Source organism: Candidatus Caldatribacterium sp. SIUC1, assembly GCF_051549785.1.
GTDB lineage: Bacteria > Atribacterota > Atribacteria > Atribacterales > Caldatribacteriaceae > Caldatribacterium.
The window spans coordinates 833,714-847,055 of record NZ_CP189974.1; the positions used below are offsets into that span (position 1 = coordinate 833,714).

Below are 13,342 nucleotides of genomic sequence, written 5' to 3' on the forward strand. Positions count from 1 at the left end.
AGACCACGGAAAGGGAGGGGAAATGGTCCTTCGGTTGCCACGGTCTCTCTCCCGTATCCTGGAAAGGAGGGTTCACAATGCGAAAGGTGTTGCTCCTTGTGGTTGGTGTGTTTCTCGTTTTGGGAGCGGGTTTTGCCTGGGCTTCGGAGCCGAGGTACGGTGGAACGCTCATCTACGGGAGTGCCGGGGATGCCACACGCCTTGACCCGGCGGACGTAACGGACGGGATTTCCATCACCCGGACGGATGCGATGTTCGAAGGGCTTGTCCGGTACAAACCCGGGACTACCGAGATCGAGCCGTGGCTTGCCGAATCCTGGGAGGTTTCCGAGGACGGGCTCACCTTCACCTTCCACCTCCGCAGGGGGGTCAAGTTCCACGACGGTACCGACTTTAACGCCGATGCCGTGGTGTACTCCTTCAAACGCCAGTTTGACCCCAACCACCCCTTCCATCAGTACGGGGAGTGGGCGTACTGGCAGTGGATGTTCAACTACGTGAAGGATGTGGAGAAGGTCGACGACTACACGGTGCGTATCACCCTCTCTCAACCCAATGCCTCCTTCCTCACGAGTATGGCTATGTTCACCGTGGCGATTGTGAGCCCCACTGCCTGTGAGAAGTACAAAGGAGACTTCTTCAAAAACCCGGTGGGCACAGGGCCCTTCAAGTTCGTGGAGTGGGTGAAGGATGACCACATGACGGTGGAGGCTTTTGAGGACTACTGGGGTGGGCGTCCGTACCTTGACCGCATCATCTTCCGGGTCATTCCCGACCCTTCGGTGCGGCTTCTTGAGCTTGAGAAGGGTTCCATCCACTGCATGGAGTACCCGAACCCCGATGACCTTGAGCGGATTGCCAAAAACCCTGATCTTGTCCTCCTTGAGCTTCCCGGCATCAACGTTGGGTATCTCGCCATGAACATGGGGGAGGACACTCCAGGCTTCCAGAAACCCTTTGGGGACGTTCGGGTCCGGAGGGCCATAAACCACGCAATCAACAAAAAGGCCATCGTGGAGCACCTCTATAAGGGGACGGCGGTCCCGGCGAAGAACCCCATCCCGCCCACCATGTGGGGGTACAACGATGATATTGAGGATTACGAGTACGACCCGGAGAGAGCGAAAGCGCTCCTTGCCGAGGCGGGGTACCCCAACGGGTTTGAGACGACGCTCTGGGTCATGCCGGTTTCCCGTCCGTACATGTTCGATCCCCCGAAAATCGCTGAGGCCATTCAGGCAGACCTCGAAGAGGTGGGCATCCGGGCGAACATCTCCACCGTGGAGTGGGGGACTTACCTCCAGGAGACCGAGGCAGGAAAGCACCCCATGTGCCTTCTCGGGTGGATTGGGGACAACGGTGACCCCGACAACTTCCTCTACGTACTCCTTGACAAGGACAATGCCATTGTAGGGAGTGCCGGGAATGTGGCGTTTTACCGGAACGACGAGCTCCACGAAATTCTCATCAAAGCCCAGCAAACGTACGACCAGAAGGAGCGTGAGGCCCTCTACAGGAAGGCTCAGGAAATCATCCACAACGACGCCCCCTGGGTGCCCCTGGCGCACGCCAAACTCCAGATGGTGTTCCGGAAAAACGTGAAGGGATTTGTGCTCCATCCTCTGGACCGGAAGTACTTCCAGAGTGTGTGGCTTGAGGAGTAATCGAGAGGGCATGAGCCCCGGAGAAGACCCGGGGCTCATGCCCCCGGAGGAATTCCTCGAGTGCCTTTTCCAGTGGTTTGCACATAACCGGCGGGATCTTCCCTGGAGGGTGGAGTACTCTCCGTATCGGGTCTTGGTTGCAGAGGTGATGCTTGCCCAGACCCAGGTGCCACGGGTCATTCCCTACTACTGCCGCTTCCTTGAGCGTTTCCCCGACGTCTCCACTTTAGCCTCGGCCTTGCGGGAAGAGGTGCTCCTTGCCTGGGAAGGCCTCGGGTACTACCGGAGGGCTCACCACCTCCATGAAGCGGCACAGAGGATTGTGGAGCGTTTCCAGGGCTGTATCCCTGCCGATTTCGAGACCCTGCGGCGCCTCCCAGGCATCGGACCGTACATCGCCTCGGCCATCCTGGGGATTGGGTACAATTTGCCTGTGCTTGCAATTGACACCAACGTGCGGCGTGTGCTCTCGAGGGTTTTCGGTGCCGGAGAAGATGTGAACCTCCGTGAGATAGGGAATCTCCTCATTTCCCATATGCCTTCCGGAAAGGCTCGCCATCTCAACGAAGCCCTGATGGATTTCGGGGCGCTGGTCTGCCTTTCCCAAAAACCTCGCTGTTCTCTGTGCCCTTTCCGGGGGTTCTGTACCTTTGTGAAGGATGCGGGAAGAGAAAGCCGCATCCGACAGCAGCGTACCCTTCTTGAGATTTGCGTTGCGGTGTGCTGTGCAGGGGAGGAGGTACTCCTCACAAGAAGCGAAGGCAAGCTCTTTCCGGGTCTTTGGGGACTACCCTTTAGGGAGCAGGACGGGGAAGACCCCCGGGCGTGGATTGACGCCCTTGGCGAGCGTTACGGCTTCTTGCCTCTGGGTTTTCAAGAATGCGGAGTGGTCGCTCATGCCTATACCCGGTACCGGGTGCGGGCAAGGGTCCTCAGGGTCTCCGGGAAAAGAACGGGCATGCTTTCAGAAGCAGCGTGGGTGGCCTTTCGTGAACTTCCCCGGTACCCTCTGCCTTCGCTCTTTCGGAAAGCTCTTGCTCTGGTGCGTCCTGGGGAATACCGGCCTTAGGGTTGCGGTTTTCTTCCCGTAAAGGGGGTGAACCGTGTGGAGAAAACCGTATTTTTCGTCTTCCGGGATGAAGAGATGTGTTTCATCCACGTGCTTTTGTATGCCCTGGACTATGCGGTGTCGGGGAAGGTTCTGAAAATTGTCTTTGAGGGAGCGGCCACACGGCTTATTCCTCGTCTTTCCCAAAAGGACCACCCGCTCCATACCCTTTACGAAAAGGTGAAGTCCCAGGGAGGTATTGCCGGGGCCTGCAGGGCATGCTCGGCCAAAATGGGGGTCCTTGAGGCGGTGCAGCAGGAAGGTCTTCCCCTGCTTGATGAGATGAACGGCCACCCAAGTATCCGGCACTTCGCCGAAGAGGGCTTTACGGTGCTTGTGCTTTAGGGGTGGCAACGGTGGCGTTCTTCGTTCGGGTGCTGCTCCTTGCAGTAGAGCGGAAAGCCCTGGTGCTCTCGAGTCTTTGGGAACACGTGGTGATTTCCCTTCTGGCCTGTCTTTTCATTGCGCTCTGCGGTGTCCCCCTGGGCATCCTCATTGCCCGTTTCCGGCGTGTGGCCTTCTGGGTTGTCGCTGCAACCGGCGTCCTCTACACCATCCCAGCTCTGGCCCTTTTTGGGTTCATGATTCCCCTTTTTGGCATCGGCCTGCGACCGACGCTTTTTGCTCTCTTCATCTATGGCCTTTTGCCCCTTGTACGGAATACTTATGTGGGCATCACGACGGTGGATCCGGCCATCGTGGAGGCCGCAAAGGGCATGGGGAGCACCGACTGGCAGTTGCTCTGGCGGGTCCAGATCCCCTTGGCGCTCCCGGTGATTGTGGCTGGGCTCCGGACCGTTGTGGTGATGACGATTTCCATGGCCACCATTGCCGCCTTCATCGGTGCAGGGGGTCTTGGGGTGCTCATCTTCCGTGGCATCACCTCTTACTACCCTGAGCTCATCGTGCTTGGGAGTTTCCTGGTCGCCGCACTTGCCCTTGGGGCTGACGGGGTGTTCGCTGTCCTGGAAAGGCGGCTCATGAGGCGTTTACGCTTATGAAAGGAGGGTAGTATGAAGCGCTTTTTCGTGGTGGGACTTTTCGTGGTCTTGCTTTTGGGTGAGGGTTTTGGCTTTACGCAGGGGTGGTGCATCCGTTCCCTAGCCGAGGCAGAAGAACCGGGGAAAATCGTGGTGAGCAACAAACCCTTCACCGAGTCCTACATCCTTGCGGAAATCATGGCAGAGCTTTTGCGCCGCCACACGAAGCTTTCCGTTGAGCGGCGGATTATTGAGGGGGGAACAACCTCCATTCTCCACCCGGCACTCCTTGCCGGTGAGATCGACCTTTACCCTGAGTACACCGGGACTGCCTGGCAGGAGGTACTGAAGCACCGGGAGATCATCCGGGATCCCCTTGAACTCTATGAAGCAGTGAAGCGAGAGTACGAGGAGCGTTTTGGCCTTGTGTGGTTGCCCCTTTTCGGGTTCAACAATACCTTTACCCTTGCGGTTCGAAGAGCATCGGCAGAACGGGATGGGCTTCGGACCTTTTCCGACCTTGCCCGGGTTTCCGAGCGGTACGTCTTTGGGGCCGAGCCGGACTTTTTCGAACGCCAGGATGGCTATGAGAATCTCGTCAGGACCTACGGTTTCCGCTTCAAGGCCACACGGCAGATGGCCATTGCCCTGAAGTACCCGGCGATTGTCTCCCACGAAGTCGACGTCATCAACGCCTTTTCCACCGATGGGCTTTTGCGGAAGTTCGATCTCGTGGTACTCGAAGACGATCGGCAATTTTTCCCCTCCTATTTCTGTGCTCCGGTGGTTCGGAAGGAAGTCCTTGACCGTTACCCTGAGGTTGGGAGGGTACTTGGGCTCCTTGAGGGGAAGATCAGCGATGCGGAGATGACCGAGATGAATTACCTCGTGGATGAGGAACGCCGGGACCCGAAAGACGTGGCCCGGGAGTTTTTAGCACGAGAGGGGCTTCTCTGACTTGGGGCATCCGGTTGTGGCCTTCCAGGAAGTGACGAAGGAGTATGCTCGAGGTGTCCGGGCCCTCGAGGGGGTTTCCTTCGAGGTTGAGGAAGGGGAGTTTTTCTGCCTCATCGGTCCCTCAGGGTGTGGGAAGACGACGCTCCTCAAAATGGTGAACCGGCTCCTTGAGCCCACCTCGGGGAGGATTTTCGTCTATGGCCAGGATGTGCGGTCATGGGACCCCATTGTACTTCGCCGCAGCATCGGTTACGTGATTCAGCAAATAGGGCTTTTCCCTCATCTCACCGTTGAAGAGAACATGACCTATGTTCTGGCCATTATGGGAGTCCCCCTGCAGGTTCGTCGGCAGAGAGCCCGGGAACTCCTTGGGGTCATCGGCCTTGATGAATCGTACCTGCGGCGTTTCCCCGGAGAGCTGAGCGGGGGAGAGCGCCAGCGGGTTGGGGTGGCCAGGGCCCTGGCGGCTGACCCAAGGCTCATTGTGATGGATGAACCCTTTGGGGCGCTTGATCAGATTACCCGCATGAAGCTCCAGGACGAACTCCTGGAACTCCACCGAAAGCTCAAAAAGACCATCCTCTTTGTGACCCATGACCTTGAGGAGGCGCTGAAGCTTGCTACCCGCCTTGGGGTCATGCGAGGGGGGCGGATGCTTGGGGTGGGTCGACCGCATGAACTCCTTCTTGCTCCCCCGGACCCCTTCGTGGAGGAATTCCTGGGGAGGGGAGGCATCGTTCAGGTGCTCCGGACGATCCGGGTCGGAGATGCACCTCTCCGGAAAGTCCAGGAGCTCCCTGGTACCTGTCCTTCTGTACCCGTTTCTGCGTCTTTGGAAGACGCCCTGCACCGGATGGTTCTTGCATCAAGGAGAACCCTTGTGGTTACTGAGGACGGCACAGGCCGTGTGGTGGGGATTCTGGAGTTCGAGGACCTGTGCCGTTTGCTCCACCGGTATCTCGAGGAAAAACTCTCCTTCACGTGTGCTTGAATTTCAAAACGCCGTACTTTTTGCGGGTCTCCCGGAGGATTTCAGCGTACTCTTTCTCGTGCACCACGCATCCGGTGGGCTGTTGCCGGATGAGGAGTTCCATACAGGCGTCGCAAAGCGTGCACCACCGGACCTCCTCAGTCTTTCCTTCAAGGAGCTTTTTGGGGAGGAGGGGGTCTGCCAGAGACTGCCGGCCGATGGCGATCATGTCCACCACGCCGTCTTCGATGTTTTTCTTCCCCCAGTAGAGCAGGGAGCTCTTTTCCCGTTCTACGCCGAGGAAATTATTGTTCCCGTCCCGGAAGATAGAGTACGCCGACCCCATGGTGACGACTTCCGGGGCAAGGACTTTTCGGGCCTCTTTCTGGAAGAAGTGGTGGAGGTAAGCGTAGTCGGGGATACGTTTGTCCGGGTGCGCCAGGGCAATGGTGAGCGAGGGGTTTCCCGCCGAGACGAGGATGAAGTTCGCCCCCCGTTCCTTGAGACCCCGGAGGAGATCCAGGGGCTCAGAAAGGTCCATGATGGCTGTGTCTGGACCGGCGCAACCCTGTCCTCCTGGAATGCCCTCCCACATGGTGACCTTGGAGCCCAAAAGGAAATTCGGGTCGGGGATCGCCTTGCGTATCCGCTCGTAGATTTCAAAGGCGAATTGCCGCCGCCGCTCCCACGGTCCTCCGTACTTCCAGGGACGATCGTTGTAAGGACGCAGGATCTGGGTTCCAAGGTACCCGTGGCAGAGCTTCACGTCAACACCATCGGCCCCTGCGTCATAGGCAATCCTTGCGCCCAGGACGAACTGGTCAATGATGGCGTCAACGTCCTCTTCGCTGAGAAGGTCCCCGCCAAGGCCTGGAAGAGGCTTTACGCAGACCCTTCGGGAGAACTCGGGGTTACTCAGCTCTCCTGCGTGGGTGAGCTGGAAGATGAAAAGCGGCTTCGGGTTCACACGTTTCATCTTGGTAACGAACTTCTCGAGGGCTTTGGCGTTGTGGGGCATGATGCTCAGCTGGTTCAGGCGGGCCCGGCTCTCGTAGCTTATGGTGATGGCCTCAAGGAAGATCACCCCTGCACCCCCCTCAAAGAGCCTGGCGTAGCGCCGGTAGGTTCGGGGAGAGGGGTTACCGAGTTCATCAGCATCGCAGCACTCCATGGCGTTCATGACCAGGCGGTTTGTGGCCTCCCTCCTCCCGATGGTCATAGGGGTGAAAAGAGGGGACGTTTCCATGAGTTTCCCTCCTCTCCTTTTTCCTTAAGGATAAGGGGGAGAGGCTCGGAAGGGAATACCAGAAAAATCCCTGGGAAATCCCAGGATTACCCCGAGCGTTGCAAAGCGGCAAAGAGTGATTCCTTCGTCTTCTGGATTCCCAGTTTTTTCCGGATGTTCCCTCGGTGGAAGTCCACGGCCTTTTTGGAAACCGAAAGGACCTCGGCGATTTCCTTGCTCGTTAATCCCTGGGCGAGAAGCCGAGCGACCTCCCATTCCCGGGGTGTTAGAGAAAACACTTGGAGGACGTCCTGTCCCCCGCAGAAGCTATCCAAGGCTTTTTCGAGGGTGTCAAGGAGCATTCTCTGGACCTCGGAGGGGAGGGTTTCTCGAAGCAGAGAAAGAAGCGGACGAATACCGGTGGCAAAGAGCCTCCGGCGTTCCTCTTCCCGGCGGCGTTTCTCCTCCTTCTCCTTTTCAAGGAGCTCCCCAAGCAGGGCGACTTGCCCCTTGAGGAAGCGTTCGGTGACCTTGAGCTTTTCCACTTCCGCTTCGAGCACCTTTTCTCTCGTGATGTCCTCCACGTACTCAATGACGCCGACAATCTTTCCGTCCCCGTTGCAGAGCGGGAAAACAATGAGCTTCTGCCATCCCCGGATCTCCCTCTGCGGTCCATGGTAGGGAACGATTCCCGTGGCAACACGCCTTTCCTGGAAGGCGTTGCGGGCAGGACAAAAAGTGCAGGGAGTGTTTCTCCCATGGTACATCCTGTAGCATTTCTCGCCAGGACGGAATTTCCGATGAGCGTACCACCGATGCATGGTGGTGTTCATCTCAAGGATGCGAAAGGAAGTGTCGAGAATGCTCACGCCCTTTTCCGGAGTATCGAGCATCTCACCCGGAATGCTCAGGATGTCCAAGAGGGGTTCCCCTCCTTGTGTTTTTCCTTTAGAATACCGAAAGGGAAGGAGAAAGGCAAGAAGGAGAAAATGGTGAAAAGCCTCATCGTCGTTGTGTCGGTTCACCACGGGAATACCCGCCGTGTGGCCCAGGCCATGGGAGAGGTACTCGAAAGCCAGATCCGGGAGCCTGAGGAACTGGCGCCAGAAGACCTTGCGGCCTTTGACCTTGTGGGTTTTGGCTCTGGAATCTACTTCGGGAAATTCCACGGGCGACTGATTGCTTTTGTGGAGCGCTTGTCCTGTAGGCAGGGGCAGAAGGCGTTCGTCTTTTCCACAAGTGGCCTGGGGAGAGCCAGCGCCAACCGACCCCTTGAGGAACTCCTGAGGCAAAAGGGTTTCAATGTTCTTGGGAGTTTTACCTGCAAGGGGTATGATACCTTTGGGGTGCTGCGGGTGTTTGGAGGGATCAACCGGGGTAAACCCGGAGAGAAAGAGCTCGAGGAGGCCAGGAAATTCGCCCGTTTCCTGAGGATACTCGTGGCAGAGGGAGGAGAAAACCATGCTTGAGGAGCTCAAGCAAGCGGTCTGGCAGGCAAATCTTGAACTGCAGCGTCAGGGACTTGTGCTGCTCACCTGGGGGAACGTGAGCGGGATTGACCGGGAACGAGGTCTTGTGGTCATTAAGCCAAGTGGTGTCCCCTATGAAGCGCTGAAAGCAGAACACATGGTGGTGGTGGACCTTGAAGGAAAGGTGGTGGAGGGGGAACTCAACCCCTCCTCGGATACTCCGACGCACCTTGAGCTCTACAGGAACTTCGAAAGAATTGGTGGGGTCGCCCATACCCATTCTTCCTGGGCCTGTGTCTTTGCTCAGGCGCAAAGGAGCATCCCCTGCCTTGGTACCACTCAAGCGGATACCTTCTTTGGTCCTATTCCGTGCACCCGCCTCCTGACTCGGGAGGAGATTGAAAAGGGGTACGAGCGGGCAACAGGCAGGGTGATCGTGGAGTGTTTCCGGGATCTTGACTACGAGGCGGTTCCCGGGGTACTTGTGGCCGGTCACGGTCCCTTCACCTGGGGGAAAGATCCTATGGATGCGGTCCATGCAAGCGTTGTGCTTGAGGAGGTGGCAAAAACCACCTATTACGCTTTGCTTTTGAATCCCACGTTAGAGAGCATTCCCCGGGCACTTCTTGAGAAGCACTTTTTCCGAAAGCACGGGCCAGGAGCATACTACGGCCAGAGGAGGGAAACGTGAGGTACCGAACCCTTAAGGTGGTGGCGAATCGCATGGAGGCGGAGCTCATCCGGGGGTACCTTGAGGCAGAGGGCATTCGGGTGCTCTTGAGGCCTGCCACGAGTCCTTACGGAGGAACAGCTTACTTTGGTGACACGGGACCTTTTGAGGTCCAGGTCCCTGAGGGGAGTTTTGCCAGGGCCCGGGGGATTCTGGCGGGGCTTGAGGAAAGGGGTGAGGAAAGGGTATAATATCATTGCCCTTGAAGGAGGGGGGAATTTGGCAGAGCACATCGATGTCCTTGTGAGGCGGCGGCGACGTGAGGAGCGGCGTTTTCAGCTACTCCTCTTTCTTCCCACCATTGTGTTCCTCGTCCTCATGGTGCTTTTCCCTCTTGTGTACTCGGTGCGCATCAGCTTCTACGACTATGTTCGTGGTCGGGAACCCCGCTTCATCGGTTTTGGCAACTACGCACACCTTTTCCGGAGTGAGCAGTTCTGGCTGGTGACCTGGGTTACGCTTCGCATCACCCTGACGTGCCTTGCGATTGAGATGGGGCTGGGACTGCTCCTTGGTTTTGCCCTGAGTCAGAAAGTTCCGGGAATGGGTGTTTTCCGGGTCCTCATTTTCCTTCCCATGATGCTTGCCCCTCTTGTGGCCGGTCTTTTCTGGCGGTTGCTCCTTGACCAGACGTTTGGGCTTGTGAACTTTTTCCTGGAGCGGCTCGGGTTTCAGGCTGTGGAATGGCTCACCGACCCTCGTTTTGCCATCTGGGGCATCATCATTACCGATGTCTGGCAGTGGACGCCCTTTGTGGTGCTCCTTGTTCTTGCTGGTCTTGGCACTATCCCCCAGGAACTCCAGGAGGCAGCGACCCTTGATCGGGCAAGTCCCTGGATGCGTTTTCGGAACATCTACCTTCCGTATCTGCGTATGCCCATTCTCCTTGCAGTCCTTTTCCGATCCATCGATACCCTCAAAATGTTCGACGTCCCCTACATCCTCACTGGTGGAGGGCCGGGAGACCTCACCACCACGCTTTCGCTTCTCGGGTACCGGAACCTCTTTTCCTTTTTCAAAGTTGGGGTGGCTTCGGCCATCTCCTGGTTTGTTGTGATTATTGTCAACGTTCTGGTGAACATGCTCCTCAAAATCCTGAGTCCCCGTAGGAAAATCCCCCGGGAGATGGTGGATACCGGGTTGTGAGGGGTCAGTATGCGTGAAGAAACGAAAGCGCTCGTTCGGCGAGTCGTTTTCCTGGTCATTACCCTGGGGATTACTCTGGCCTTCATGTTCCCCCTGGTGTGGGTTGTCCTCGCTTCTTTAAAGACCCGCCTGGAGATCTTTGTGCTCCCGCCAAAGTGGATTTTCCTCCCCACCCTTCAGAACTATCGGGATATTCTCCACTCTGACTTCATGTACCAGCTCAAAAACAGCCTCCTCGTTGCGGCGATTTCCACCGGGGTTTCCCTGGTTTTCGGCAGTCTCACGGCCTATGGTTTCTCCCGGTATCCTATCCGGGGCAGCGACAACATCCTCTTCTGGATTCTGTCGCTCAGGATGCTACCTCCTATAGCGGTGGTCATCCCCTTCTACCTTCTTTTCCGTTCTCTGGGGCTTCTTGACACGACCCTGGCGCTTGTTCTCGTGTATTGCATCTTCAACATCTCCTTTTCCATCTGGGTCCTCAAGGGCTTTTTCGACGAAATTCCCGTAGAGCTTGAGGAAGCGGCAAAGCTCGATGGGTATTCTCCTGCACAGGTGTTCTTCAGGGTGAGCCTCCCCCTTGTCCGGCCCGGACTGGCCACCACCGCCATCTTTTGCCTCATCCAGTCGCTCAACGAATTCCTTGTGGCCCTGACCCTGACCACAAGGAAAGCCGTCACGGCCCCGGTGGGACTGGCAAAGCTCCAAACCTTTCTTGGGACTGACTGGGGAAGGATTTCTGCAGCGGCGGTGATTTTCATGATTCCCGTTGTGGTGTTCACGGTGTTTGTGCGGAACGAGCTCATCAGGGGCATGAGTTTCGGGAGGATGCGGTAGATGGCGACTCTGGTACTCGAGAAGCTCAACCTCTGGTATGGAAAGCATACCCATGCGGTTCGGGACGTGGACCTCGTGGTGGAAGATGGAGAGCTCTGTGTCTTCCTTGGCCCTTCAGGATGCGGGAAGACCTCAACTCTCCGGATGATTGCGGGGTTCGTTCGACCCACTTCAGGGAAAATTTACCTCGATGGGCAGGTCATCAACGACCTCTACCCTGGAGACCGGAACGTGGCCATGATTTTCCAGAGTTACGCCCTGTACCCGCACATGACTGTCCGGGAGCAGCTCGCCTTTCCCCTTCAGGCCAGGCGTCTTCCCCGGCGAGAAATTGCAAGGCGTGTGGAGGAGATTGCCCATTTCCTGCATCTTGGGGATTTCCTCGACCGGTACCCTCAGGAGCTCTCTGCAGGGCAAAGACAACGTGTGGCCATCGGCCGGGCGCTCATCCGCAAACCCCGGCTCTTCCTCATGGATGAACCGCTGAGCCAGCTCGATGCCCGGCTCCGGGTGGAAATGCGGGCGAATCTCCGCAAGCTCCAGCAGGAACTCCGAATCACCACCATTTACGTCACCCATGACCAGACTGAGGCCCAGGGTCTTGCGGACAAGATCATGGTGATGCACCAGGGACGGGTACAGCAGGTGGGGAAGCCCATTGAGGTTTACGAGAATCCGGCGAACCTCTTCGTGGCAGGATTCATCGGCATGCCGGCTATGAACTTCCTGCGGGGAGTCCTTGTGCGAGGAGAAAGGCTTGCGTTTCAGGGGAATGGCGTGCACCTTCGCTTCTCTGAAGGACTTAAGAAGCAACTGGCCAGCGTACCGCAGGAAGAGGTTATCCTTGGGATTCGTCCGGAACACCTCGTTCTTGCCCCCGAGGAAAAGGAGGAGAATACGCTCACCGGTGAGGTATACGTGGTCGAGCCCCAGAGCAATGAGTACATCATCGACCTCAGGGTGGGTGAGGGAATCGTTAAAGTTCGGCTTGAGAAACGCAACCTTCCGGGGTCTCCCCGGGGAGGGGAGAGGATGCGGGTCTTCTTTGAAGACCGTTACCTCTACGTCTTTGACCCGGTGACGGAGAAGCGTCTTCTCTGAGGGGGGATAGGATGTCGGAGATTTGCCTGGAGAACGTCCGGGTCCGCTACGGGAAAAACGTGGTACTCAAGGACGTGAGCTTCACTGTCCCTGAGGGGTCGCTGTGCGTGATCACCGGTCCTTCCGGGTGCGGGAAAACCACGGTACTCCGGGTCATTGCAGGGCTCACAAAACCCGAGCGCGGTATGGTGTACCTTGAGGGGAAACCGGCCCTCCACATCCTTCCTGGAGAGCGGAATGTGGCCATGTGTTTCCAGACCTTTGCCCTGTACCCGCACATGACCGTTCGGGAGAACTGGATGTTCCCTCTCTACGCGGAGAAACTTTCCCCACAGGAGATGGCGCGACGCATCGAGGAAGTGACCCGGCTCCTCCACATGGAGTTCCTTCTTGACCGCTATCCGGGCCAACTCTCAGGAGGTCAGCAACAGCGGGTGGCTCTGGGCAGAGCTCTGGTGCGCCGGCCGAAGATTTACCTTCTCGATGAGCCCTTAGGGAACCTCGACGCAAAACTCCGGGTGGAAATGCGGGCGGAAATCCGGAAGATTCAGGAGACCCTGGGCATCACCACGGTTTACGTCACCCATGACCAGACCGAAGCTCAGGCGGTAGCCGATATCATGGTGGTCATGGATTTCGGCGAGGTAAAACAGGTGGGGACTCCTGAGGAGGTGTACGAGAGGCCTGAGAATCTCTTCGTCGCTGGATTCATCGGCACGCCCCGGATGAATTTCTTTTCCCTTGAGGTTCAGGAGAACGACGGTCGGGTTTTCCTTGTTTCCCAAGCGTTTTCGCTTCCCCTTGACGCCCGGAAAGGGGCGTTTCTGCGAAGGCAAGGTATCTCACAGGTCATCCTTGGGGTCCGGCCGGAGAACGTCCTGTGCTTGCCGCAACCTGAAAGCGGAGCTTTTGCCGCAACGCTTGAGGTTGTTGAGCCTCAGAGCAACGAGTACATTCTCACCTTGAGAAGGGAAGACGTGACCTTCAAAGCCCGTCTTCGCCGCGATACTCTTGGCTTTACGCCTGAAGTGGGGCAGCGGGTGGGGGTGCGCTTTGAGGAGGGCTTCTGGCATCTCTTTGACCCCAGGACCGAAAGGCGACTTGAAGAAAGGGGGTGAAAGGAACACAAACAACGTAGGTATTTTGCGCTTTTGG

Annotated in this window: 15 protein-coding genes; 13 read left to right on the plus strand and 2 right to left on the minus strand. The window is 57.3% G+C overall.

What is annotated here, in order from left to right; translation table 11 throughout:
- Positions 1-77: 77 nt before the first annotated feature.
- The 6 genes from ACP6EK_RS04210 to ACP6EK_RS04235 are packed head-to-tail and all read left to right on the plus strand — an operon-like array spanning position 78 to position 5,700.
- Positions 78-1,664: an ABC transporter substrate-binding protein gene (locus ACP6EK_RS04210; RefSeq protein ID WP_438318337.1), complete on the plus strand. Its 1,587-nt coding sequence runs from the start codon at positions 78-80 to the stop codon at positions 1,662-1,664.
- 10 nt (positions 1,665-1,674) lie between these two features.
- Entirely contained in the window at positions 1,675-2,733 is a 1,059-nt protein-coding gene (locus ACP6EK_RS04215; RefSeq protein ID WP_438318340.1) for an A/G-specific adenine glycosylase, read from the plus strand.
- A 36-nt stretch (positions 2,734-2,769) separates the two neighbouring features.
- Positions 2,770-3,117: a cytoplasmic protein gene (locus tag ACP6EK_RS04220; protein WP_438318343.1), complete on the plus strand. Its 348-nt coding sequence runs from the start codon at positions 2,770-2,772 to the stop codon at positions 3,115-3,117.
- 11 nt (positions 3,118-3,128) lie between these two features.
- Positions 3,129-3,773 carry an ABC transporter permease gene (locus ACP6EK_RS04225; protein ID WP_438318346.1) on the plus strand — a complete coding sequence of 215 codons (645 nt, stop codon included), beginning with the start codon at positions 3,129-3,131 and terminating at the stop codon, positions 3,771-3,773.
- Between the two features lie 12 nt (positions 3,774-3,785).
- Positions 3,786-4,709 (plus strand): glycine betaine ABC transporter substrate-binding protein, encoded by a 924-nt coding sequence (locus ACP6EK_RS04230; protein ID WP_438318349.1) that lies wholly within the window; start codon positions 3,786-3,788, stop codon positions 4,707-4,709.
- A gap of 1 nt (position 4,710) precedes the next feature.
- Positions 4,711-5,700 (plus strand): ABC transporter ATP-binding protein, encoded by a 990-nt coding sequence (locus ACP6EK_RS04235; protein WP_438318352.1) that lies wholly within the window; start codon positions 4,711-4,713, stop codon positions 5,698-5,700.
- Here ACP6EK_RS04235 and ACP6EK_RS04240 read toward each other — a convergent pair.
- Positions 5,687-6,925 (minus strand): 2,4-dienoyl-CoA reductase, encoded by a 1,239-nt coding sequence (locus ACP6EK_RS04240; RefSeq protein ID WP_438318355.1) that lies wholly within the window; start codon positions 6,923-6,925, stop codon positions 5,687-5,689. The two genes, ACP6EK_RS04235 and ACP6EK_RS04240, sit on opposite strands and share 14 nt — an antisense overlap.
- Positions 6,926-7,011: 86 nt before the next feature.
- Entirely contained in the window at positions 7,012-7,824 is an 813-nt protein-coding gene (locus ACP6EK_RS04245) for a LuxR C-terminal-related transcriptional regulator (RefSeq protein ID WP_438318358.1), read from the minus strand.
- A gap of 69 nt (positions 7,825-7,893) precedes the next feature.
- Here ACP6EK_RS04245 and ACP6EK_RS04250 point away from each other — a divergent pair, with 69 nt between their 5' ends.
- The 7 genes from ACP6EK_RS04250 to ACP6EK_RS04280 are packed head-to-tail and all read left to right on the plus strand — an operon-like array spanning position 7,894 to position 13,305.
- Complete coding sequence (locus ACP6EK_RS04250; RefSeq protein ID WP_438318361.1) at positions 7,894-8,373, plus strand: flavodoxin family protein; 480 nt, start codon at positions 7,894-7,896, stop codon at positions 8,371-8,373.
- The gene (locus ACP6EK_RS04255; protein ID WP_438318363.1) at positions 8,366-9,064 is read left to right on the plus strand and encodes an L-ribulose-5-phosphate 4-epimerase; all 699 of its coding nucleotides are present in this window, start codon (positions 8,366-8,368) and stop codon (positions 9,062-9,064) included. The genes ACP6EK_RS04250 and ACP6EK_RS04255 overlap by 8 nt, the downstream gene beginning before the upstream one ends.
- Positions 9,061-9,294, plus strand: coding sequence for a putative signal transducing protein (locus ACP6EK_RS04260; protein ID WP_438318366.1), 234 nt, complete (start codon positions 9,061-9,063; stop codon positions 9,292-9,294). The genes ACP6EK_RS04255 and ACP6EK_RS04260 overlap by 4 nt, the downstream gene beginning before the upstream one ends.
- Positions 9,278-10,249, plus strand: a complete 972-nt coding sequence (locus ACP6EK_RS04265) for a carbohydrate ABC transporter permease (RefSeq protein ID WP_438318369.1) — start codon at positions 9,278-9,280, stop codon at positions 10,247-10,249. Before ACP6EK_RS04260 ends, ACP6EK_RS04265 begins: the two co-directional genes overlap by 17 nt.
- A gap of 9 nt (positions 10,250-10,258) precedes the next feature.
- Positions 10,259-11,086, plus strand: a complete 828-nt coding sequence (locus ACP6EK_RS04270) for a carbohydrate ABC transporter permease (RefSeq protein ID WP_438318372.1) — start codon at positions 10,259-10,261, stop codon at positions 11,084-11,086.
- Positions 11,087-12,187 (plus strand): ABC transporter ATP-binding protein, encoded by a 1,101-nt coding sequence (locus ACP6EK_RS04275; protein ID WP_438318375.1) that lies wholly within the window; start codon positions 11,087-11,089, stop codon positions 12,185-12,187.
- Between the two features lie 11 nt (positions 12,188-12,198).
- A complete protein-coding gene (locus ACP6EK_RS04280; RefSeq protein WP_438318378.1) occupies positions 12,199-13,305 on the plus strand; it encodes an ABC transporter ATP-binding protein in 1,107 nt (368 codons plus the stop codon).
- Positions 13,306-13,342: the final 37 nt, after the last annotated feature.

Bases quoted from the DNA above. Each gene is read 5' to 3' on its own strand.
- ACP6EK_RS04210 (WP_438318337.1), top strand. From the start codon at position 78: ATGCGAAAGGTGTTGCTCCTTGTGGTTGGTGTGTTTCTCGTTTTGGGA.
- ACP6EK_RS04215 (WP_438318340.1), top strand. From the start codon at position 1,675: ATGAGCCCCGGAGAAGACCCGGGGCTCATGCCCCCGGAGGAATTCCTC.
- ACP6EK_RS04230 (WP_438318349.1), top strand. From the start codon at position 3,786: ATGAAGCGCTTTTTCGTGGTGGGACTTTTCGTGGTCTTGCTTTTGGGT.
- ACP6EK_RS04240 (WP_438318355.1), bottom strand. From the start codon at position 6,925: ATGGAAACGTCCCCTCTTTTCACCCCTATGACCATCGGGAGGAGGGAG.
- ACP6EK_RS04250 (WP_438318361.1), top strand. From the start codon at position 7,894: ATGGTGAAAAGCCTCATCGTCGTTGTGTCGGTTCACCACGGGAATACC.
- ACP6EK_RS04255 (WP_438318363.1), top strand. From the start codon at position 8,366: ATGCTTGAGGAGCTCAAGCAAGCGGTCTGGCAGGCAAATCTTGAACTG.
- ACP6EK_RS04270 (WP_438318372.1), top strand. From the start codon at position 10,259: ATGCGTGAAGAAACGAAAGCGCTCGTTCGGCGAGTCGTTTTCCTGGTC.
- ACP6EK_RS04275 (WP_438318375.1), top strand. From the start codon at position 11,087: ATGGCGACTCTGGTACTCGAGAAGCTCAACCTCTGGTATGGAAAGCAT.
- ACP6EK_RS04280 (WP_438318378.1), top strand. From the start codon at position 12,199: ATGTCGGAGATTTGCCTGGAGAACGTCCGGGTCCGCTACGGGAAAAAC.